This window comes from Burkholderia latens (assembly GCF_902499045.1).
GTDB classification, from domain to species: domain Bacteria; phylum Pseudomonadota; class Gammaproteobacteria; order Burkholderiales; family Burkholderiaceae; genus Burkholderia; species Burkholderia latens.
Map to the genome: position 1 here is coordinate 40,239 of NZ_CABVPL010000015.1, position 20,291 is coordinate 60,529.

Annotated in this window: 19 protein-coding genes, 1 tRNA gene and 1 pseudogene; 9 read left to right on the forward strand and 12 right to left on the reverse strand. The window is 67.3% G+C overall.

The window, feature by feature from the left end; translation table 11 throughout:
• Positions 1-5 precede the first annotated feature (5 nt).
• Entirely contained in the window at positions 6-491 is a 486-nt protein-coding gene (gene ispF, locus BSE24067_RS13170) for a 2-C-methyl-D-erythritol 2,4-cyclodiphosphate synthase (RefSeq protein WP_151064371.1), read from the forward strand.
• A gap of 134 nt (positions 492-625) precedes the next feature.
• Here the strand turns inward: ispF and BSE24067_RS13175 are convergent, their stop codons facing one another.
• The 4 genes from BSE24067_RS13175 to ompR form a co-directional block, all read right to left on the reverse strand.
• Positions 626-1,153: a carboxymuconolactone decarboxylase family protein gene (locus tag BSE24067_RS13175; protein WP_151064372.1), complete on the reverse strand. Its 528-nt coding sequence runs from the start codon at positions 1,151-1,153 to the stop codon at positions 626-628.
• 76 nt (positions 1,154-1,229) lie between these two features.
• Positions 1,230-1,778: a peroxiredoxin gene (locus tag BSE24067_RS13180; protein ID WP_151064373.1), complete on the reverse strand. Its 549-nt coding sequence runs from the start codon at positions 1,776-1,778 to the stop codon at positions 1,230-1,232.
• A 188-nt stretch (positions 1,779-1,966) separates the two neighbouring features.
• Positions 1,967-3,328 (reverse strand): ATP-binding protein, encoded by a 1,362-nt coding sequence (locus BSE24067_RS13185; protein WP_151064374.1) that lies wholly within the window; start codon positions 3,326-3,328, stop codon positions 1,967-1,969.
• A 40-nt stretch (positions 3,329-3,368) separates the two neighbouring features.
• Complete coding sequence (gene ompR, locus BSE24067_RS13190; RefSeq protein WP_004192636.1) at positions 3,369-4,103, reverse strand: osmolarity response regulator transcription factor OmpR; 735 nt, start codon at positions 4,101-4,103, stop codon at positions 3,369-3,371.
• 258 nt (positions 4,104-4,361) lie between these two features.
• On the opposite strand from ompR, the gene BSE24067_RS13195 reads away from it, so the two are divergent.
• From BSE24067_RS13195 to BSE24067_RS13205, 3 genes are all read left to right on the forward strand, one after another.
• Entirely contained in the window at positions 4,362-4,640 is a 279-nt protein-coding gene (locus BSE24067_RS13195) for a hypothetical protein (protein WP_151064376.1), read from the forward strand.
• A 120-nt stretch (positions 4,641-4,760) separates the two neighbouring features.
• On the forward strand, positions 4,761-6,272 hold the full coding sequence (locus BSE24067_RS13200; protein ID WP_151064377.1) for a DUF1800 domain-containing protein: 1,512 nt from the start codon (positions 4,761-4,763) through the stop codon (positions 6,270-6,272).
• Positions 6,273-6,343: 71 nt separating this feature from the next.
• Entirely contained in the window at positions 6,344-7,552 is a 1,209-nt protein-coding gene (locus BSE24067_RS13205) for a DUF1501 domain-containing protein (RefSeq protein ID WP_151064378.1), read from the forward strand.
• A gap of 30 nt (positions 7,553-7,582) precedes the next feature.
• Here the strand turns inward: BSE24067_RS13205 and hpnD are convergent, their stop codons facing one another.
• Positions 7,583-8,416: a presqualene diphosphate synthase HpnD gene (gene hpnD / locus BSE24067_RS13210; protein WP_151064379.1), complete on the reverse strand. Its 834-nt coding sequence runs from the start codon at positions 8,414-8,416 to the stop codon at positions 7,583-7,585.
• 235 nt (positions 8,417-8,651) lie between these two features.
• Between hpnD and BSE24067_RS13215 the strand changes: the two genes are divergently transcribed.
• Positions 8,652-8,738: transfer RNA gene (locus BSE24067_RS13215), tRNA-Leu, on the forward strand.
• A 324-nt stretch (positions 8,739-9,062) separates the two neighbouring features.
• Positions 9,063-9,367, forward strand: a pseudogene (locus BSE24067_RS32505) (DNA adenine methylase); the annotation flags it as partial.
• A 36-nt stretch (positions 9,368-9,403) separates the two neighbouring features.
• Here the strand turns inward: BSE24067_RS32505 and BSE24067_RS13225 are convergent.
• The 5 genes from BSE24067_RS13225 to BSE24067_RS13245 all read right to left on the reverse strand — a co-directional run bounded on the left by BSE24067_RS13225 (position 9,404) and on the right by BSE24067_RS13245 (position 13,983).
• Positions 9,404-10,126 carry an immunity 52 family protein gene (locus BSE24067_RS13225; RefSeq protein ID WP_151064380.1) on the reverse strand — a complete coding sequence of 241 codons (723 nt, stop codon included), beginning with the start codon at positions 10,124-10,126 and terminating at the stop codon, positions 9,404-9,406.
• Between the two features lie 87 nt (positions 10,127-10,213).
• Positions 10,214-10,444 (reverse strand): hypothetical protein, encoded by a 231-nt coding sequence (locus BSE24067_RS13230; RefSeq protein WP_151064381.1) that lies wholly within the window; start codon positions 10,442-10,444, stop codon positions 10,214-10,216.
• 127 nt (positions 10,445-10,571) lie between these two features.
• Positions 10,572-11,681, reverse strand: coding sequence for a class II histone deacetylase (locus tag BSE24067_RS13235; protein WP_151064382.1), 1,110 nt, complete (start codon positions 11,679-11,681; stop codon positions 10,572-10,574).
• A gap of 15 nt (positions 11,682-11,696) precedes the next feature.
• A complete protein-coding gene (locus tag BSE24067_RS13240) occupies positions 11,697-12,914 on the reverse strand; it encodes an MFS transporter (RefSeq protein ID WP_151064383.1) in 1,218 nt (405 codons plus the stop codon).
• Between the two features lie 22 nt (positions 12,915-12,936).
• The gene (locus BSE24067_RS13245) at positions 12,937-13,983 is read right to left on the reverse strand and encodes a porin (RefSeq protein WP_151064384.1); all 1,047 of its coding nucleotides are present in this window, start codon (positions 13,981-13,983) and stop codon (positions 12,937-12,939) included.
• 302 nt (positions 13,984-14,285) lie between these two features.
• Here BSE24067_RS13245 and BSE24067_RS13250 point away from each other — a divergent pair, with 302 nt between their 5' ends.
• Positions 14,286-15,419, forward strand: coding sequence for a helix-turn-helix transcriptional regulator (locus tag BSE24067_RS13250; protein ID WP_151064385.1), 1,134 nt, complete (start codon positions 14,286-14,288; stop codon positions 15,417-15,419).
• A 133-nt stretch (positions 15,420-15,552) separates the two neighbouring features.
• A complete protein-coding gene (locus BSE24067_RS13255; protein ID WP_151064386.1) occupies positions 15,553-16,551 on the forward strand; it encodes a 2-dehydropantoate 2-reductase in 999 nt (332 codons plus the stop codon).
• A 247-nt stretch (positions 16,552-16,798) separates the two neighbouring features.
• Here BSE24067_RS13255 and BSE24067_RS13260 read toward each other — a convergent pair whose 3' ends face one another.
• Entirely contained in the window at positions 16,799-17,248 is a 450-nt protein-coding gene (locus BSE24067_RS13260; RefSeq protein WP_151064387.1) for a MarR family winged helix-turn-helix transcriptional regulator, read from the reverse strand.
• Between the two features lie 62 nt (positions 17,249-17,310).
• Positions 17,311-18,456: a glycerate kinase gene (locus tag BSE24067_RS13265; RefSeq protein ID WP_151064388.1), complete on the reverse strand. Its 1,146-nt coding sequence runs from the start codon at positions 18,454-18,456 to the stop codon at positions 17,311-17,313.
• Positions 18,457-18,844: 388 nt separating this feature from the next.
• Between BSE24067_RS13265 and tig the strand changes: the two genes are divergently transcribed.
• The gene (gene tig / locus BSE24067_RS13270; protein ID WP_151064389.1) at positions 18,845-20,191 is read left to right on the forward strand and encodes a trigger factor; all 1,347 of its coding nucleotides are present in this window, start codon (positions 18,845-18,847) and stop codon (positions 20,189-20,191) included.
• Positions 20,192-20,291: the final 100 nt, after the last annotated feature.

Sequence of the window (20,291 nt, forward strand, 5' to 3'; positions counted from 1 at the left end):
TACGCATGGATTTCAGAATCGGACAAGGCTACGACGTGCACCAGCTCGTCGAAGGGCGCCCCCTCATCATCGGCGGCGTGACGATTCCGTACGAGCGGGGCCTGCTCGGCCACTCGGACGCGGACGTGCTGCTGCACGCGATCACCGACGCGCTGTTCGGCGCGGCGGCGCTCGGCGACATCGGCCGTCATTTCTCCGACACCGACGCGGCGTTCAAGGGCGCGGACAGCCGCGTGCTGCTGCGCGAATGCGTGGCGCGCGTGAAGGCGGCCGGCTTCGCGATCCAGAACATCGACAGCACCGTGATCGCGCAGGCGCCGAAGCTCGCGCCGCATATCGACGGGATGCGCGCGAACATCGCGGCCGATCTCGGGCTGCCGCTCGAGCGCGTGAACGTGAAGGCGAAGACCAACGAAAAGCTCGGCTACCTCGGCCGCGGCGAGGGCATCGAGGCGCAGGCCGCCGCGCTGCTGGTGAAGCAGGGCGCGTGAGCGCCCGAGGCCGGCTCGACGCCGGCCGCCTGCGGTGCCCGACGTGCGCCGTCGTGGCGCCGCCGGAATGAAAAAATGCCACGCGCTTGCGTGGCATTTTCGTTGGCCGGGCCGGTGCGGCCCGGCGTTGCCGCTTACTCGCCTTCGGCGGCGATCACCTGCGCGGCGGCGTTGATCACCGACGCGATGCGGCCGACGTCGCGCAGCTGCGTCGTCGTCATCCCTTGCTCGTTCTTCAGCAGCGCGTAGTGCGACTTCACGCAGAAGTGGCACTTGCCGACGATCGACGCGGCGAGCGCGTACATCTCGAACCGGCGCTTGTCGACGCCGCCGTGCGACGCATACGCGCCCATGCGCAGTTCCGCGCGCTGCGTCTTCAGGTCGGCGTCGTCGGCCATCTCGACATACGGATACCAGGTGTTGTTCATCCCCATCAGCGCGGCCGCCGTCAGCGCGCCGTTCGTTTCTTCGGGCGACAGCACGCCGGCTTCGCGGATCGCCTTCACGAGCACCGTGCTCTTTGCCGCGACAGCCGCCGCCAGCGCGACGCCGACCGCGTCGTTACCTTCGAGCGACGAGCGCGAGATCGTGCCGTCGAGGTTCAGGCGAATGTCCTTCGCGTAGTCGGGAATACGTGCCTTAATCGAATCGATGAATTCCATTGATATCTCCTATGATTTGGCCGTTAAAAAAGCCCGCAGGCAGAACGCGCGCCGCGGGCTTCGTGCATCGATACGCTTACAGCGTTGCGCCGCCGACTGCGCGGTTGCACGGGCACAGTTCGTCCGTTTGCAGGCCGTCCAGAATACGCAGGACTTCTTCCGGGCTGCGGCCGACGTTCAGGTTGTTCACCGAAACGTGCTGGATCGTGTTGTCCGGATCGACGATGAACGTCGCGCGCAGCGCCACGCCGGCTTCCTTGTCGCGCACGCCGAGCTGGTCGATCAGCTCGCCCTTGACGTCGCCGAACGAGTAGTGGTTCAGCTTGTCGAGGTCCTTGTGCTCACGGCGCCATGCGAGCTTCACGAACTCGTTGTCCGAGCTGCCGCCGAGCAGGACGGTGTCGCGCTCTTCGAACTGCTTCGCGAGCTTCGCGAATTCGACGATTTCCGTCGGGCACACGAACGTGAAATCCTTCGGATAGAAGTAGATGATCTTCCACTTGCCCGGGAACGACGCTTCGGTGATGGTCTCGAACGCCGACTGGCCGTTTTCCTCGTGATTGTTGAAGCCCGGCTTCGCGGCTACGACGGTGAATGCTTCGAGTTTATCGCCCACGGTTTTCATGCGGATACTCCTGTGTGAGTTGGGAAGAAGACTGAGTCAAGCTACCTCGGTGCTGCAACGTTGATGTGACAGCATGACCCAAACTATAACACTATTAACAAATCACTTCAATAGATTTTGACTAAGGATTCTCATAGTTTTTTCAACCGCTCCGATAGTGTGACGCGCAAGAAACATGCGCGGACGCGTCACGCGGTCGCACGCGCCTTGCCGGCGCCGGGGAATTCGAGCGTGACTTCGAGGCCCGCTTCCGGGCTGCGGTTACGCAGGCGCAGCGCGCCGCGATAGCGGCCCACGAGACGCAGGACGATCGCCATGCCGAGCCCCGTGCCGTCCGCCTTGGTGCGCGCCGTGTCGACGCGGTAGAACGGCCGCATCACGAGCGGCAGCTGATCCTCGGGAATGCCGGGGCCCTCGTCGCTCACCGACAGCTCGACGCGCGCGTGCGTCACGCGTGTCTCCAGCGTGATGCGGGAGATGCCGTCGTCGCGGCTCTGGCCGTATTTGCGCGCGTTCTCGACGAGGTTGCCGATCACGCGGCGCATGTCGGTTTCGTCGGCCTCGATCACGGCACTCGGCGCGAGCCGCGTGCGGATCTGGACGCCATCCTCGCTCGATACGCGCGCGGCGACTTCATGCGCGATCGACGACAGGTCGACCGGCTCCGGCTTGCGCTGGCTCGGCCGCGCGTAGTCGATGAAGGCCGCGATGATGCGGTCCATCTGCTCGATGTCGTCGACCATTGCGTCCTTGGTCGCCTGGTCGGACGGGCTCATCTCGGTCTCGAGCCGCAGCCGCGCGAGCGGCGTGCGCAGGTCGTGCGAGATGCCGGCGAGCATCAGCGCGCGGTCCGCCTCGAGCTGCTCGAGGTCGCGCACCATCTGGTTGAAGCTGCGGTTGGTCTCGGCCGCGACGCCCATTCCGCGCTCGGGCAGCGGCTCGGGCGCCTGTCCCGAACCGACTTGGCGCGCGGCGAGCGCGAGCCGCGAGAACGGCCGGTTCACGAGGCTCGTGATGAACGCGGAGCCGAACAGCGACAGCGCGAGCGCGAACAGGCCCCAGCCGGCCCACTGCAGGCCCGTGACGTTGTCGAGCTGGTCGCGATCGAGCGCGACCCAGTAATCGTCGTCGTCGATCTTGAAGCTGATCCACACGCCCGGGATGTCGTTGACCGACTGCGCGATCACGGTATCGTCGCCGAGCCGGCTGCGGATGTCGTGCTCGATCAGGCGGTTCAGCGATTCGTCGGGCTGCAGCTTGAACTTGTCGGTTTTTTCGCGCGGGTAGACGCGCACGCCCTCGTTGCTCTCCAGATCCTGCAGCAGCGCGCGCCGCAAGTCGGGATCGGAATAGAGCAGGGCGGTGCGCGTGAGCTTCACGACCGCGACTAGCTGGAGCGCGACGCGCTGCGCGCGCGGCTCGCGCTCGATCACGCGAAAGCTTTGGAACCACGCGGCGAGACTGACCGAGATCAGCAGCGCGATCAGCAGGAAGGTGCGCCAGAACAGCCCGCCGAACGCGAGCTGAAGGAGGCGCCGGTCGATACGCATGGGACGGGCCGTGGACGGGCGAAACCGGAAAGAAAGAAGGTCAGGCAGCGCCGTCCGGGATGAACACGTAGCCGAGGCCCCAGACGGTCTGGATGAAACGCGGGCTGCCCGGATCCGGTTCGATCAGCTTGCGCAGGCGCGAGATCTGCACGTCGAGGCTGCGGTCGAACACTTCGTATTCACGGCCGCGCGCGAGCTCCATCAGCTTTTCGCGCGACAGCGGCTGGCGCGGATGGCGCGCGAACACCTTCAGCACCGAGAATTCGCCCGTGGTGAGCGGAATTTCCTGGCCGGACTTCGTCAGCGTGCGCGTCGCGAGGTTCAGCGAGAACTCGCCGAACTCGAACACCTCGGTGGTTTCCGACGGCGCGCCAGGCAGCTCGGCCGGCGCCTGACGGCGCAGCACCGCGTGAATGCGCGCGACCAGTTCGCGCGGGTTGAACGGCTTCGGCAGATAGTCGTCGGCGCCCATTTCGAGACCGACGATGCGATCGACGTCCTCGCCCTTCGCGGTGAGCATGATGATCGGCGTGCGATCGTTGCTGCCGCGCAGCCGGCGGCAGATCGACAGGCCGTCCTCGCCGGGCAGCATCAGGTCGAGCACGAGCAGGTCGAAGCGCTCGCGCACCCAGAGCTTGTTCATCGCCGTCGCGTTCTCCGCGACGTATACGTTGAAGCCCTGCTCGCCGAGATAACGGCGCAGCAGGTCGCGCAGGCGCGGGTCGTCGTCGACGACGAGAATCTTGGAGGGGTTTTTCGTTTCCATGAGCGGCATCTTATCGCGAATGGGAAATCACGCACGGTCGCGTATTTTCGCGCGTTACAGTCCGTTACAAAATTTACCCGTAGTGTCGCGTGGAGTAAAGGCACGCTATAGAGATTCCTTTACTCGAAGCCGAAATTCGGTAGATACTCCCCTGCACTCCATCTTTCATCTTTGTACACCCGAATTCCGCAGGGTTTTTCAAGTACCAGAGGTAACCGGTTGCCGCGTGACGAAGGGAACAAATCGACCAGAGAAGCGAGGACGGTCATGCGATCTGCCCGGATTGCACTGATGCTGACGATCGCACTTGCCGGTCCATATGCGTCGAACTTCGCGTATGCGCAGCGCCCGGAGCCGGGCGCCTCGTCGCGCAAGCTGCAGCGCGGCAAGGCGCCGCAGTCCGACCGCGCTGCCGACATGGCGGTCCGCTCCGCCGTGCCCCCCGATCTCGAACAGCGCCGCCGCGACGGGCACATGACGCCCGAGGAGCGCCACCTGCTGCGCCAGCACATCGAGGACGCCGTTCGCGAGCTGTACAAGCGCTGACCCACATGCGCGTTCCGCGGCCGCGGAAAGATTCCGTAGCAATTTTCCGGTCAACTTGCGCAGGCGTGCTGCCGTTGAACCGGCATCCGCACCGCCGGTGCGTTCCGGGAGTTCACGACGATGAAAGCGAACGCCGCCGTGCCGGTGCCGTCGCCTGCCATGCAGTCGCCGCTCGATGCCGACGACGCACTGTTTTTCCTCACCCGCACCGGTTTCTCTCCCGCGCCTGCCGATGTCGCGCGCGTCGTCGGCATGACGCGCGCGGAGGTCGTGGCCGACACGCTCGGCAACGTGCGCCGCGAACCCGTGACGACGTGGCCCGACTGGATCGCCGAACTGCCGCCGACGCGCGCGCAGCGCCAGGCGCTGACGCTGGACATGCGGCGCGACGAGCAGCGCGAGCGCAATCGCCGCTACGATGCGTTGCGTGCCGCCTGGGTCAGCGAGATGGTCGCCACGCCGTCGCCGCTCACCGAGCGCATGACGCTGTTCTGGCATGGGCACTTCACGTCCGGCCAGGACAAGGTTCCGTATCCGCAGACGATGGCCGCGCAGCATGCGCTGTTTCGCCGCGAGGCGCTCGGCAACTTCGGCACGCTGCTGCATGCAGTCGCGAAGGATCCGGCGATGCTTCAGTATCTCGACGGCGCGAGCAATCGCAAGGGGCGGCCGAACGAGAATTTCGCGCGCGAAGTGATGGAGCTGTTCACGCTCGGCGAAGGGCATTACACGCAGCGCGACGTGACCGAAGCCGCGCGCGCGATGACCGGCTGGACCGTCGATCCCGATACGCTCCGGTTCGTCGTGCGGCCCGAATGGCACGATGCGGGCGACAAGACCATCCTCGGCGAGACCGGCGCGTTCGACGGCGACGGATTTCTCGACATCCTGTTGAAGCAGCCCGGCACCGCGCGCTTCATAGCGGGCAAGCTGTGGCGCGAGTTCGTGTCCGATACGCCGGATGCCGACGCGCTCGACGGCGTGGCCGAACGGTTTCGCGCGAGCGGCTACGATATTCGCGCAGCACTCGCCGCGCTGTGGTCGACCGACGCGTTCTGGGATCAGCGCAATCGCGGCGTGCTCGTGAAGTCGCCGGTGGAATTCGTCGTCGGATCGGTGCGTCTCCTCGACGTCGCGTACGGCGATCCGCAGATGCTCGCGAACACCGTGCGCACGCTCGGCCAGAACCTGTTCTATCCGCCGAACGTGAAGGGCTGGCCGGGCGGCGCGATGTGGATCAACAGCACCACGCTGCTCGCGCGCAAGCAGTTCGTCGAGCAGGTGTTCCGCGCGACCGAGACGGCCGGCATGCGGACGCCCGCGCATGCGATCGCGCCCAATGCGCCCAACGCGGGTGCCCGTCCGCTGCCGATGCCGGTTGCGGACATCGCTCCCGTCGGCGTCATGCGCGGTGCGCCGGCGAGGCCCGCACGCGGCGGCTTGCGGTTCGACCTCGAACGCTGGCTCGCGCAGTATCGCGCGCGGCCGCAGGCGATTGCCGGGCTGTCGACCGAGCTTCAGCTGCAGCACGCGGTGCTGCCCGTGTCGCCGGTGGCGGCGATCGATACGGATTCGACCGCAAGCGCGTATCTCGAGGCGCTGCTGATGGATCCGGCCTATCAACTGAAATGAAATGACTGAAACGACGATCGACCGTCGCTTGCAGCGCCGACGCTGCCGCACGGCGAGCCGAAGGATGCGCGATGAACCGACGTGATTTTCTGACGCTGACGGGCGCCGCCGCCGCGGCCGGCGTGTCGTTGTGGCAGCCGCCCGCGCACGCGGCGGCTGCAACGGCCGCGGCCGGCTACGCGAACGTGCTGATCCTCGTCGAGCTGAAGGGCGGCAACGACGGCCTCAATACGGTCGTGCCGTATGCGGATCCTCGCTACTACGAGGCCCGGCGCAGCATCGGCGTGAAGCGCGACCAGGTGCTGCAGCTCGATGCGCAGACGGGGCTGCACCCGTCGCTCGCGCCGCTGATGCCGCTGTGGCGCGACGGGCAGGTCGCGATCGTGCAGGGTGTCGGCTATCCGCAGCCGAACCTGTCGCATTTCCGCTCGATCGAGATCTGGGATACCGCATCGCGCTCGGACCAGTACCTGCACGAAGGCTGGCTCACGCGCACGTTCGCACAGGCGCCGGTGCCGCCCGGCTTTGCCGCCGACGGCGTCGTGCTCGGCAGCGCCGAGATGGGGCCGCTCGCGAACGGCGCGCGCGCGATCGCGCTCGTCAATCCCGCGCAGTTCATCCGTGCGGCGCGGCTGGCCGAACCGTCGTCGCTGCGCGAGCAGAATCCGGCGCTCGCGCACATCATCGACGTCGAGAACGACATCGTGAAGGCGGCCGACCGGTTGCGCCCGCGCGGCGGAATGCGCGAGTTCAGGACGGCGTTTCCGGCCGGTCCGTTCGGTACGTCGGTGAAGACCGCGATGCAGGTGCTGGCGGCCTGCGAAGCGTCGGGGCCGGGCGCTTCGCACGATGGCGTCGCGGTGCTGCGGCTCACCCTCAACGGGTTCGACACGCACCAGAATCAGCCGGGACAGCACGCCGCGCTGCTCAAGCAGTTCGCGGAAGGGATGAGCGCGATGCGCGGCGCGCTGATCGAACTCGGGCGCTGGAACCGGACGCTCGCGATCACGTATTCGGAATTCGGGCGGCGCGTGCGCGAGAACCAGAGCAACGGCACCGACCACGGCACGGCTGCCGCGCATTTCGTGATGGGCGGCCGCGTGGCGGGCGGGCTGTACGGCGCGCCGCCTGCGCTCGGGCGTCTCGATGGCAACGGCAACCTGCCGGTCGCGGTCGAATTTCGGCAGCTCTATGCGACCGTGCTCGGGCCGTGGTGGGGGCTCGATGCGACGCGCGTGCTGCAGCAGCGCTTCGACACGCTGCCGCTGCTCAGGGCGTGACGGGCGGCGTGCGTCGCTCCGTGTTGTCGGTCAGCGGCGGCGCGCGGCGCGCCACGCGATCCACAGCTTGCGAATCGGCGTCAGCGCGATGCGCTGGTGCAGCACCTGATAGCCGTCGCGCTCGATCTCGTCGAGCAGCGCGCCGGCCAGTGCGATCTGCGCGCGCAGCGTGCGCTGCACGCGGCGTTCCGGTGCAGGGATCGCCGCGTCGGCGGTCGCGAGCGCTTCGCGGGCACGCGCAGTCTGAAATTGCATCAGTTCGGTGAACGCGGGGCTGTAGCGGCGGTTCAGCAGGTCGGCCGCGGTCACGTTGTAGCGCTGCAGTTCGTCGATCGGCAGATAGATGCGGCCGTGGCGCGCATCGTTGCCGAGTTCTTGCACGAACTGCGCGAGCATCAGGGCGCGTCCTGCGTCCGCCGCCCACGGTTGCGGGTCGGCCGGATGCGCGGCGCTTGCGCGTGCGACCAGCGACGCGAACGTGCCGCCGACTTGCGCGATGTAGCGCTGCAGGTTCGCGAAATCCAGATAGCGCGCCTGTTCGAGGTCCATTCCGTAACCGTTGACGAGCGTGCGCAGCGCGTCGGTCTCGGCCGCGATCGCCGGATGGTGTTGCGCGAGCGCCTTCGTGACGGGGTGCGACGGTTCGCCGGCGGCAAGCGCCGCGAGTTCCTTGTGCCACCACGCGAGCTTCGTGTGTCCGACCGTCGGATCGCTGGTTTCCTTGACGGTTTCCTCGAGTTCGCGGCGCAGCGCGAACAGCGCCGTCAGGCGCGGCTCGGCGGCAAGCGGCGCCTGACGCAGCGCGTAGTAGACGCTGGAGCCTGCGGGAGCGGCCTTTTGCTGGCAGTAGTCGTCGAAGTTCACGGGTGAGGTCGTCGCGGTGGGGTTCGGGGAACGCGCGCCGGCGCATGGCCGGCATGTCGAGCGCGGCATTCTAGCACCGCGCTTTCGCGCGTGCCGGCGGGGCGAGACAATGCGGCGGAGATCGGGTAGAATCTCGCGCTCGCCTGATCCGGCGTGCCGGTTTTCGTATCGGCATGGCGCCGCGGGAGCGCGGAGAACGCATGTTGCGTGCCGCGCGGTCAGGTGACGGAAATGCGCGTGAGTGGCGAAATTGGTAGACGCACCAGGTTTAGGTCCTGACGCCCGCAAGGGTGTGCCGGTTCGAGTCCGGCCTCACGCACCATCGAGCATCTGCGCACGACGCCAAACCGCCGCCCAAGTTACGTGTTTTCAATGACTTACGTGGACTTTGGGTGCGGCCCATCCCCGGTGAAATACCACACGGAAACACGCTAAACTACGCCCCACTACGCAGAAATTACGCAAGGGGTTACGCATGGCATCCTTCCGAAAGATGGCCAGTGGCGGTGGGCGAGCCGAAGTCTACGTTAAGGGCGTGCGCGATTCGGCGGTTTGAGACACGAAGGCCGAAGCGCAGGCATGGGCGCTCAAGCGCGAAACGGAATTGCGGTCGATCGCGACCGGGCAGGGCGGTAAGACCCATACATGTATCGATCGATACGATCGACCGCATACGCTCTTCTACCTCGATCCTCCGTACTATGAGACCGAGGGGTACGGCGTGGCATTCCCGTTCGGTGAGTACGAGAAGATGGCACAGCGTCTGCGAACACTGAAGGGGCGAGCGATCGTAAGCCTGAACGATCATCCCGACATCCGGCGAGTGTTCGATGGATTCCATATCGAGACCGTGCCAATTCAGTACACGGTTGGCGGCGTCGCGGCGTCCAACGCAACGAATTGATCATCTATACCTGGGACGACGCAGCGCAGCCGGTTGGGCTGTTCTAGCGGTTCTCGCTGGCGCGGTGGACCGCGCCAGCTTGGTCAGATATCCGCGTATTGCGGCAGCAGGTCTTGATCCACGAGACGGATCTCGATTCTATTCGCTGCTTCGACGTGCTCGCGATTGTCGAGCGAGAACGGTGCGTCCGTAATACTGACGATGATCGTGCCGGTTTGCTTTCCATCAGCGGACACCGGGATGAGCGCGCGAGCTTCGGGCACTTCCTGTTGAGAGATCGCGCGGGGCAGATACACCATCCAACCGACGCCGGGCTTGTCCTCGAAGACCTGTTTCTCAAAGTAGCCTTTGGGCGAAACTTCAACGACAAGCGGGTGAAATGCGTCGACAACGGCACGGACGATGTCGGCCATGTCGTTGAAAGAAGCGCAGCAGTGCGGCGAGTCGATATCGAGGGAGACGCGATCGGGGAGTATCTTCGCATCCGAGACGAAACAGGAAATGGCTGCTCCGTCATCCGCGCCAGCCTCGGCGTTCCATATCGCGGCGTGAGAGACCTTGCGCTTCTTCTGGCCGCTGCGCTCGTTAAGAACGGCGAGCGCTGGAGTAGACGGTCCGCCAGCTTCATCAAACGCAGGGTATAGGGTCGCTTCCTCGAGAGAGTCGCCCGTCAGGCGCCAATTGACATGCGCCATTACATCGTCTTTTGCAGCCAGTGCTGTGACGAGTTGCGACTGTCGGGAAAGCATTTCGGAGTAGTCGTTGGACGCCATCGAAGCGTCGCGAAACATTGCGTTGATTTCCATAATCGATCAGGGCTGGTAGACAGACAAAGCGCCTACGCGAGCGAGTAGCGGGGCCATTTTTGCGGCGCTTCGTTGTGCCCGGTGCGTCTATTCCCAGAAGCTGCGGATCGCGACGGCCACGATCACCGGCACCGAGAACACGAGCGGAATCGCGAAATACTGCGCTTCGCGATCGACGATCCAGCTATAGATCACCCACGCCGCACCGATCGCGAACGTGATGAGCCCGACCGTCACGGCGGCGATGTTCAGCGCCAGCTTCGACGGCTGGCGGCGCGTTTTGGTGTTGTCGTCGTGGTCGCGCGGGGACGATTTCATCGGAAGAGTGCGGCCTCGTGCCGGAACAGGGGTAAAGGCACAGGAAACCCCATCCGCGCGGATCGCGCAAGGGCCCGCGCGGGCCGGCCCCGTCACGTCCGTTCCCGCCCGTTACCCCGTTACCCCGTTACAACCCGAACGACGCGGCCAGTTCGTCGAGCAGTTCTCGCTGGAACGCGACGAATCGCGCGCCCGGCTGCTGCGCGATCGCCAGGTCGAGCATCGGATCGGCGACCTCGGTGCGCAGGCCGGCCAGTTCCTCGACGATCGCGAGCCCGCAGAACGGCACGTACGCCTCCGAATAGCCGCCTTCATGCACGATCACGAGCCGCCCGCCGCAATGGCGCTGCGCCGCTTCCTTCACTGCGCGCGTCATGAATCGGTAGCTGTCGGTGTGCAGCAGCATGCGCGCGAGCGGATCGACGGCGCTCGCATCGAGCCCGCTCGCGACGACGATCAGCTCCGGCCGGAACCGTTCCAGCGCCGGCAGCACGATCCGCTCGAACGCGTAGCGATACGCGTCGTCGCCGCTGCCGGCGAGCAACGGCACGTTCAGGTTTGCGCCGAGCCCCGCGCCTTCGCCGCGATCGCCGCCGCCGCTGTAGCTGGGCGGAAAGCAGCGATCCTGATGCAGCGAGATCGTCAGCGTGTCCGGGTCGTCGTAATAGATCGACTGCGTGCCGTTGCCGTGATGCACGTCCCAGTCGATCACCGCGACGCGGCCGATGCCGTGCTTCGCGCGCGCGGCCTCGATCGCGATCGGGATGTTCGCGAGCAGGCAGAAGCCCATCGGCCGGTCGCGCAGGCAGTGATGGCCGGGCGGGCGCGACAGCGAGAACGCGTTGGTCGCCTGCTCGGCGACGACCGTGTCGATCGCCGCGAGCGCGAGGCCCGCGGACAGCGCCGCGATCTCGTAACTGCCCTTGCCGAACGGCGCGAGATCGCCGAGGTCGCCGCCATGCGCGTCGCTGAGCGCGCGGAACGCGTCGAGATAGCTGGCAGGATGAATGCGCAGCAAATCGGCGGTCGCGGCCGGCTCGGCGCCGCGCATGTCGAGCTGCGCGGCAAGGCCCGACGCCTGCACGAGCGACAGGAAGCGGCGCTTCGAGTCGGGCGACTCCGCGTAGCCGGCGCTCGATGGCGGCTGGACCCAGCCGCCGACCGGGAAGAACAGCGCATGCGTGCCGCCGGTGTGCCAGAAGGTGCGTTCGTCGGTGAAGAAGGCAGTGCGATTCATGGATAGGTCGGCCTGTCACGGTTGGGAAGAAATGGCGTGCAGCGAAGCGCGTGCGCGGCGATCGATCGCGCGCAGCGCCGCGTACGACGCGAGCGCCACCGCGGTTGCCGCTACGAACAGCGCGTGCATCGTGCCGCCGGCATCGAGCAGCAGCCCGGCGAGCAGCGGGCCGGCCGCGAGAGCGGCGCCGATCACGAAGTTCAGCGTCGCGACGAGGCGCCCGGACGCATCGATCTGCGCGACGGTCGCGAGAATGAACGGCAACACGAACGTCCACGCGAACTTGAACGCGAAGATCGCGGCGCCGTAGCCGCTCGCACGCGGCTGCGCGGCGAGCGCGACGAGCGATGCCGCGAGCAGTGCGTAACCGGCGGCGAGCATCGTGCGCCGCGCGACGCGGCCGCCCGCGCACGACGCGAGCGCCGCGCCGGCTATTCCGATCACGCTCGCGATCGCGAGCACGTTGCCGGTCGACTGCGGTCCGAGTCCGGCCTCCGCGGCCGCGCGGCTCGCGAACGTCCACACGCTGCCGATCGCGAGATAGAACGTCAGCACCGCGCCGATCGCCAGCGCGACGAACGGCCGCGACGTCTCCGTCGCGGCGTCACGCACGCTCCTTGCCGATGCGCTGCGCCGCCCGAGCGTGGCCGGAAAGCCGCGTGACAGCGGCGCCGCGAGCAGCGCGAGCACGGCCAGCGCGACGTACAGCGCCCGTAGACCGAACGCGGCGAACACGTGCGGCAGCACGAACAGGCCGATCGCACCGGCGATCAGCTGGCCGACGACCCACAGCCCGTACACGCGGTCGCTGTTCTCGCTGGTGGCGGCGCTCGTCATGCACAGCACCATCAGCGAGCCGCCGCCGAGCGCGGTGACGGCACGCAGCGCGAGCAGCGCGATGAAGCCGGGCATCCATAACGCGGTCAACAGATTGCCGGCGCCGAACAGCGCAATCGCGCAGGCGGCGACGCGGCGTGCGTCGATGCGGCCGAGCCACAGGTACGACGGCACGGTCGCGAGGCTGAACGCGCCGAGTTCGACGAAGAAATACGTGCCGATCTGCGACGCGGACAGTCCCATCTGCGCGGCAAGCTGACCGGCGACGGCTGGCGCGACGAGCAGCAGCAGCGGCGCGATGGCCGCGAACACGACGAGCGCGACGAGCGTCGAGCGCGCGAAAGTCGGCGCGGGGCCGTCGGCCGGCAGCGCGGTATCGGAGCAAGCGGTTTTCATGGCGGGATCTCGCTGGACGGAATCAGAACAGGTGATACATGCCGACCATCGCGCCGAACTGCGATGCGCCGGCGAGCGGTGTCGGGTCGTATTCGTAGACGGTCTGCGAGCTCTGGCCGCTGTTGCGCGCATAACCGAGGTTCACGTACGCGACGGTGCGTTTCGACAGCGCGAAGGTGGTGCTTGCGACGAACAGCGTCGGGTGGCCGATCGCCGGCGTATGCGATTCGGTGTGGTAGACGCCCGCGTTCAACCCGATGCCGCCCGGCGTCAGATAACGCGCGCCGCCCCAGACGATCGTGCGCGCCGCGTCGAGGTCGCCGCTCACGCGTTCGACGCCGGCGTAGACGGTGAGCGGCAGCACCGCGAACGCATAGCGCGCGGCGAGCGTGCCGAGTTCGCGGCGGCGCGCGGACGCGTCGACGTCGGCCGACGCGTCGCCGTGCGCCTGATGCAGCACCGCGCTGACCGACAAGCCGTTGCTCGTGTACTGGCCGCCGAGTTCGAGCACGCGCCCGGCGCGCGAATTGCCCGCGATGCCGGCGCTGGCCGCGAGCGCTTCGACGTCGAAACCGGCGAACGTCGGCGACTGGTACTTGATCGAGTGGTCGATGAAATTCGCGGTCATCGGCACGATCACACCCTGGCCGCTGTACGACGCGTACCACAACGGGTCGTAGAACAACGTCTTGTCGAACAGCACGCTGAACTGCCGGCCGAGCGTGACGGTGCCGGCCGGGCCGGCGATACCCACGTACGCGCCGCGAAAGAACGCATAGCCGGGCGCGGTCGCGGTGCCGTCGTTCACGTTGAGCCCCTGTTCGAGCTTGAACAGCGCGCGCCAGCCGCCGCCGAGATCCTCGCGGCCTTTCAGCCCGATCTGCGACGGCAGGATGCCGTAGTTCTGCAATTGCACGGCCGCGTGCCGTCCGTCGGCATGCGTCAGGTATTGCACGCCGGCGTCGAGCGCGCCGTACAGCGTGAGCGCCGACTGCGCGGGGGCGGCGCCGCTGCACGCGGCGAGCGCCACGGCGGCGCTCGCTGTGCGGATGAAGCGGGGTGTCGTCACGTGAGGTTCTCCATGCCGGGCTGCATCGTTTGTGTCGTGTGTCGTCGCGACGCAGTGTCCGCAGCGGGAAAACCGGCGAACAGTCGTGCAGATGAACGGTATGGAAAACCCGCGGAGCACCGCGCGGGCGCGCCGTCGGGCCGCCGTGCGGGTTGCTGCGCGGCAGCAACGTGCCGCGCACCGTACAAATGGATGGGGCTGCAACGGGTTCCGGCGGCGGCGCCCGCCAAAAATGCCGGTCGCTATAATCGGCCGGTCTGCGTTGCGCGCATCGGCGGCCCGTTCGGCCAGGGGAGCGGAAGGTGAGGATCACGACGGATATCGGGCAGGATCTCGACGCGCTGCGCGACGTGCCTGCCGCGATCGTGCTCGACGAATCCGCGTGGCCGCCGCTGCCGCCGCGCCGCGCCGATTTCGACGGTGTGACGCGCGGTGACGCAACGCGGCGCGAACTCGGCCTGATGCTGCTCGATCTGTATGCGGTCGCCGCGCAGTCGGGCATCGGCGAATTCGAATGCCGCTTTTTCGCGCTGCTGCAAGCGCTGATCCCGTTCGACGCCGCATGGACCGGCGTCGCGACGCACGTGCCGACCGGCCCGGTAATGCACAACAGTTTCCTGTACCGCCTGCCGCATGCGTTCTTCAGCGACTGGAAGCGCGTGCGCGACTGCGATCCGCTCGCGCATCGCACGCTGCTCGGCGCACAGGGGCGCGCGGTGCGGTTGTCGGTCGTCGAGCCGGGCGTCGACGCGCGGTTTCGCGACTGGTGCGTGAAATACGGGCTCGCGCAGCTGATGTGCGTGTGTACGCTCGATCGCCGCTTCGGGCTGACGACGTTCATGTCGATCTACCGTCAGGGCCTGAATCGCCCATTCAGCGACGGCGACGCGAGCCTATTCGAAGAAGTGATTCCGCATCTGGCGGCCGCGCTGACGATCAATCGCGCGGCCCAGCTCACGCGCGAGCGCGGCGACGCGGTGGCGCCGGCGGCGCGCGCGCTCTGCGACAACTTCGGCGTGCTGCATCACGCCGATCATGGCTTCGACGACGTGCTGCGCACCGAATGGCCCGCATGGACGGGCCCACGCGTTCCGGAGCCGCTGGTCGCGCACGTGCGCCGCCAGTCGGGGCAGCCGTTCGTCGGCGATGCGTTGCGCATCCAGTGCGTGCCCGTTGCCGGGTTGTTCCAACTGGAGGCGCGACCGCGCTCGCTGCTCGACCGGCTGAGCCCGCGCGAACTCGCGGCGATCCGCCATTACGGCGCCGGGCGTTCGCACAAGGAGGTCGCGCAGCAAATGGCGATCTCGCCGACGACCGTGCGTCACTATCTGCGGTGCGCGTATCGCAAGCTCGGCATGCACGACAAGAGCCAGATTGCCGGCGTGCTGAGCGCGACGGGCGACGAGCCGGCGGAGGCCGGCGGCGCGGCGCGCTGAATCGCTCGTGGGGACACGCGACGGATATGCGGCAATTGCACGTCGGAGATACACTGTCCGCACCTGGCAAAATAGTTGTATCCGCAACCATTGAGCGTTATGCTCGTCGGCTCCCGATAGACGGATTTCCATCATGAACGACACGAATTCAGGGTCGGTGCGTGCGGCGGTGGTCGGTGTCGGCGCGATCGGCGGATTGCTCGCGGCCGCGCTGTCGCGGGCGGGCATGACCGTGAGCGCGTACGCGCGCGGCGCGACGCTCGATGCGCTGAGCGCGCACGGCGTGCGTGTGATCGACGAGGCGGGCACGGTGTCGTCGGTTGCGGTGCGCGCGAGCGATGACGCGGCCACGCTCGGCGTGCAGGACTACGTGGTGATCGCGCTGAAAGCGCAGGCGCTGCCGGCGCTGGCCGCACGCATCGCGCCGCTGGTCGGCCCCGATACGGTGATCGTCGCCGCGATGAACGGGCTGCCGTGGTGGTTCACGCACGGGCTTGCGGGCCCGGTCGACGGCCTGCCGCTGGATGCGGTCGACCCGGGCGGCGCGGTGTCGGCGGCGCTGCCACCCGCGCAGGCGATCGGCTGCGTCGTGCACCTGTCGTCGAGCACCGATGCGCCGGGCGTCGTGCGCCGCGGCCGCGGCAACCGGCTGATCGTCGGCTCGCCCGACGCGCGGCTCGACGCGTCGGCCGCGCGGTTCGCGGCGGCGCTCGCCGCGGGCGGCTTCGACGTCGAATCGACATCGGCGATTCGCACCGAGATCTGGGCGAAGCTGTGGGGCAACATGAACATGAACCCGCTCAGCGCGCTGACGGGCTCGACCGCCGAGCAGCTGCTCGACGATCCGTTCACGCAGGCGCTTGCGTTGCGGATGATGGAGGAGGCCGCCGCGATCGGCGCGAAGCTCGGCCTCGACACGGGCATGACCGGACCGGAGCGGATCGCGGTCACGCGCAAGCTCGGCGCGTTCAAGACGTCGATGCTGCAGGATTTCGAAGCCGGCCGGCCGCTCGAAATCGGGCCGATCCTCGGCGTGTTTCCGGAGCTCGGGCGCAAGCTCGACGTGCCGACGCCGTATTGCGACGCGGTGCTGGGGCTGCTGCGTCAGCGGGCGGCGAACAGCGGGCTATAGCGAAGCGGACAGCGATGCGCGGGCAGCGCGATGCGCGACGAACGGTCGTTCCCGCCGCGTCCTGTAGCGGGAGTGGATGGCGCTCACGTGCTCATGCGGTCATGCACGTGTGCGACGCTCGTGATCCGATGGATTTGTCTGAATAAAAGAAAAGAAGCTGAATCGCCGGTAACGCGGAGGTACGTTCCCTGCCGCGATTTCACACCGTTGCAACGCTGGCGCGCCACGAACGCGCGCTGGGTGCGCGTCACGCGTCGCGTTCGATCGCGCTCGCGACCACCTTGTCGAGCAGCCGCTCGAACGTGTGGCGCTCGCTGTCGGACAGACATGCGAGCAAGCCTTCATTCCACTTGCGCACGATCGGCATGATCTTGCGATGCAGCGCACGGCCGTCGGCGGTCAGCGCGATCAGCACGATCCGGCCGTCCTCGTCGCTCGCGCTGCGCTCGAGCAGCCCCTGGCGCAGCAGTGCCTCGGCCGCGCGGCTCGCCTGGCTCTTGTCGAGGTTCGTGTGGCGTGCGAGATCCATGATCGAAAACGGCCCGAACGCGCCGACGGCGGCGATCACGCGCGCCTCGGGCAGCGAGATGTCGAGCTTGTGCCGATAGACGTCCGCGATCCCGCGGTCGGATCGCTTGGTGAGCGCATGGAGGCGATAGGTCAGAAACTGGTCGAGCCCGGCTTGACGGCCTTTCATGTCGAATCCTGAAGAAAAAGGGCGGGCCCGATTGTTCCTGTATCGCGCGCTCGGGTCAACGGTCAGTGTGCGCCGTACTTCAGCCGTGTCAACTGTTCCGCTTCGTTCGCGAGCAGATTCGCGGCGTCGCGGATCGCGACGTCGAGCGTGATCGGCCCCGGTGCCGGCGAGAAGCAGCCGGAAAAATGTTCGGACAGGCGCGGCAGCGCGGCCGGATCGATCGCGCCCGACAGCAGCGACGCGGACACACCCGCGGCGCGTGCGTGGCGGCATGCGACGAATGGTGCCTTGCCGTGCAGCGTCTGGACGTCGGAGCGGCCTTCGCCGGTGATCAGCCAGTCGGCGCCCGCGAGCGCCGCATCGAGCCCGACCTGCCGCGCGACGACTTCCGCGCCGGCTTCGAATTGCGCGCCCAGCATGTGGAGCGCGAACCCGAGACCGCCCGCGGCGCCCGCACCGGCGAGGTCGCGCCCGCGACGGTCGAGCGCGGCCTCGAGCAGGTCGGCGAAACGGCCGAGCGCGGCGTCGAGGGTCGCAACCTGCTCCGGCGTCACGCCCTTTTGCGGGCCGAACACCGCGGTCGCGCCGTGCGCGCCCGTGAGCGGGTTGTCGACGTCCGACATTCCGATGAATTCCGCTTCCTTCAGGCGCGGATCGAGTGCCGATGCGTCGACTTGCGCGATGTCGGCGAGTCGCGCGGGCACGGGTTCGACCGGGTTCCCGGCGGCGTCGAAGCATCGCAGCCCGAGGCCCGCGAGCAGGCCGGCGCCTGCGTCGTTGGTGCTGCTGCCGCCGAGTGCGACGAAGAAGCGGCGCACGCCTTCGTCGAGCAGCATGCGGATCGCTTCCCCCATCCCGCGCGTGCTGCGCGCGTCGACCGGCACGCTCATGCCGACCGCATCGGTGATTCCGACGATCTCGGCCGTCTCGACGATCGCGCTGCGCGCGTCGATCACGCCGACCGCCGCGTCGCGCGCCGCGAGCGATGCGCCGGCCACCCGCAGCGTGCGCCGCGTGCCGCCGCCCGCCAGCATCGCGTCGAGCGTGCCTTCGCCGCCGTCGGCCATCGGGCAGCAGCGCACGACCGCGTCGGGGCGGGCGCGACGGATGCCGGTGGCGATCGCGTCCGCGACCTGCTCGGCGGAAAGCGAGCCTTTGAACGAATCGGGCGCGATGACGACGACAGGCGCGGACGGGTGGTGCGGCATGGTGTCTCCGGAAGGCGTGATTGGTGTGAACAATGGGCGCCGCGCGCGCGGCGCACCGTCATTCGGAGCTTACAGGATGGCGGGGCGGCGGGGGATACGCGGTGCGGCATAGCGGCGATCCGCGCGCAGGGCGGGAAAGGGACGGCCGGCACGGCGGGTATGTACGTACGTCGCGGCCGATCTGGCGGTATGAGGAAAATTGTTTGCTAGAATAGCCGATTCTTCCGGCCAAAGCCGTGCTCCGAGCCGCTTGCGCTAGCCATCCGGCGCGTGCAGGGATGGCGTGGCGCTCCGGCGCGGCGTGTGAACGTGACCGTCACTTCACGCCGCAGGCAGGCACGGCAAGGAAAACCCGATTCGCTCGAATAATTTTAGGACGATTGAAGCCATGGCTAACGTTGTTGAGAACCTCGGCAAGCTTGAACGCCGCGTGACGATTTCCCTGCCGAAAGACACCGTGCAGAAGGAAATCGACGCCCGTATCCAGAAACTCGCGAAGAACGTTCGCATGCCGGGTTTCCGCCCGGGCAAGGTGCCGCTGAAGATGGTCGCGCAGCAATACGCGGGTCAGGTCGAAGCGGAAGTGCTGAGCGACAAGATCGGCCAGGAATTCTTCACGATCAGCCGCGCGGAAAACCTGCGCGTCGCCGGTCAGCCGAGCTTCGAGCCGAAGCAGGAGCAGGCTGAGGACGCGTACGCGTTCAACGCGACGTTCGAGGTCTACCCGGAAGTGAAGATCGGCGACCTGGCGACGGCCGAAATCGAGCGTTCGACCACGACGATCGGCGACGCCGAAATCGACCGCACGCTGGACATCCTGCGCAAGCAGCGCGTGCACTACCACGCACGCGGCGAAGCCGGCGAGCACGGCGATGGCGGCGCGGACACCGCAGCGAAGAACGGCGACCGCGTGACGGTCGACTTCGTCGGCAAGATCGACGACGTCGCGTTCCAGGGCGGCACGGCCGAAGACTTCCCGTTCGTGCTCGGCGAAGGCCGCATGCTGCCGGAATTCGAAACGGCGGCGCTCGGCCTGAAGGCCGGCGAATCGCGCACGTTCGACCTGAAGTTCCCGGACGACTACCACGGCAAGGACGTCGCCGGCAAGACGGCGCAGTTCACGGTCACGATGAAGAAGATCGAGTGGCCGCACCTGCCGGAAATCGACGCCGAATTCGCGAAGTCGCTCGGCATCGAAGACGGCGATCTGACGAAGATGCGCGCCGAGATCAAGGAAAACCTCGAGCGCGAGGCAAAGCGCCGCACGCAGGCGATCGTCAAGAACCAGGTGATGGACGCGCTGCTGAAGATCTCCGAACTCGACGTGCCGAAGGCGCTGATCGAGCAGGATCAGCAGCGCCTCGTCGAAATGGCTCGCCAGGATCTGGCGCAGCGCGGCGTGCCGAACGCGAAGGACGCACCGATCCCGGCCGAGATGTTCGCCGAGCAGGCCGAGCGTCGCGTGAAGCTGGGCCTCGTGCTGGCCGAACTCGTGAAGGCGAACGGCCTCGAAGCGAAGCCGGAGCAGATCCGTGCGGAAGTCGACGAGTTCGCGAAGAGCTACGAAGACCCGAAGGAAGTGGTCCGCTGGTATTATTCCAACCAGCAGCGCCTCGCCGAGATGGAAGCGTTCGTCGTTGAAAGCAACGTCGTCGATTTCGTGCTGGGCAAGGCAAAGGTGACGGACAAGGAAGTGAGCTTCGAGGCACTCGCGAGCGCATCGTCGCAAGCGTAAGTGTCGCTCTAGCGGCGTGCCGGCTGTCGGAGCGACGGCCCGCACGCCGTTTTCACGTCAAGCGCACGGTTGCCATTAATATGGCGATTGAGCGGGCGGC

What these genes read in the sequence shown, in the direction of transcription:
- BSE24067_RS13195 (WP_151064376.1), top strand. Translation starts at nt 4,362, where the DNA reads ATGCGATCTGCCCGGATTGCACTGATGCTGACGATCGCACTTGCCGGT.
- BSE24067_RS13240 (WP_151064383.1), bottom strand. Translation starts at nt 12,914, where the DNA reads ATGAAAACCGCTTGCTCCGATACCGCGCTGCCGGCCGACGGCCCCGCG.
- BSE24067_RS13205 (WP_151064378.1), top strand. Translation starts at nt 6,344, where the DNA reads ATGAACCGACGTGATTTTCTGACGCTGACGGGCGCCGCCGCCGCGGCC.
- ompR (WP_004192636.1), bottom strand. Translation starts at nt 4,103, where the DNA reads ATGCCGCTCATGGAAACGAAAAACCCCTCCAAGATTCTCGTCGTCGAC.
- tig (WP_151064389.1), top strand. Translation starts at nt 18,845, where the DNA reads ATGGCTAACGTTGTTGAGAACCTCGGCAAGCTTGAACGCCGCGTGACG.
- BSE24067_RS13260 (WP_151064387.1), bottom strand. Translation starts at nt 17,248, where the DNA reads ATGAAAGGCCGTCAAGCCGGGCTCGACCAGTTTCTGACCTATCGCCTC.
- BSE24067_RS13180 (WP_151064373.1), bottom strand. Translation starts at nt 1,778, where the DNA reads ATGAAAACCGTGGGCGATAAACTCGAAGCATTCACCGTCGTAGCCGCG.
- BSE24067_RS13235 (WP_151064382.1), bottom strand. Translation starts at nt 11,681, where the DNA reads ATGAATCGCACTGCCTTCTTCACCGACGAACGCACCTTCTGGCACACC.
- BSE24067_RS13255 (WP_151064386.1), top strand. Translation starts at nt 15,553, where the DNA reads ATGAACGACACGAATTCAGGGTCGGTGCGTGCGGCGGTGGTCGGTGTC.
- BSE24067_RS13230 (WP_151064381.1), bottom strand. Translation starts at nt 10,444, where the DNA reads ATGAAATCGTCCCCGCGCGACCACGACGACAACACCAAAACGCGCCGC.
- BSE24067_RS13200 (WP_151064377.1), top strand. Translation starts at nt 4,761, where the DNA reads ATGAAAGCGAACGCCGCCGTGCCGGTGCCGTCGCCTGCCATGCAGTCG.
- BSE24067_RS13185 (WP_151064374.1), bottom strand. Translation starts at nt 3,328, where the DNA reads ATGCGTATCGACCGGCGCCTCCTTCAGCTCGCGTTCGGCGGGCTGTTC.
- BSE24067_RS13175 (WP_151064372.1), bottom strand. Translation starts at nt 1,153, where the DNA reads ATGGAATTCATCGATTCGATTAAGGCACGTATTCCCGACTACGCGAAG.
- BSE24067_RS13265 (WP_151064388.1), bottom strand. Translation starts at nt 18,456, where the DNA reads ATGCCGCACCACCCGTCCGCGCCTGTCGTCGTCATCGCGCCCGATTCG.
- ispF (WP_151064371.1), top strand. Translation starts at nt 6, where the DNA reads ATGGATTTCAGAATCGGACAAGGCTACGACGTGCACCAGCTCGTCGAA.
- BSE24067_RS13225 (WP_151064380.1), bottom strand. Translation starts at nt 10,126, where the DNA reads ATGGAAATCAACGCAATGTTTCGCGACGCTTCGATGGCGTCCAACGAC.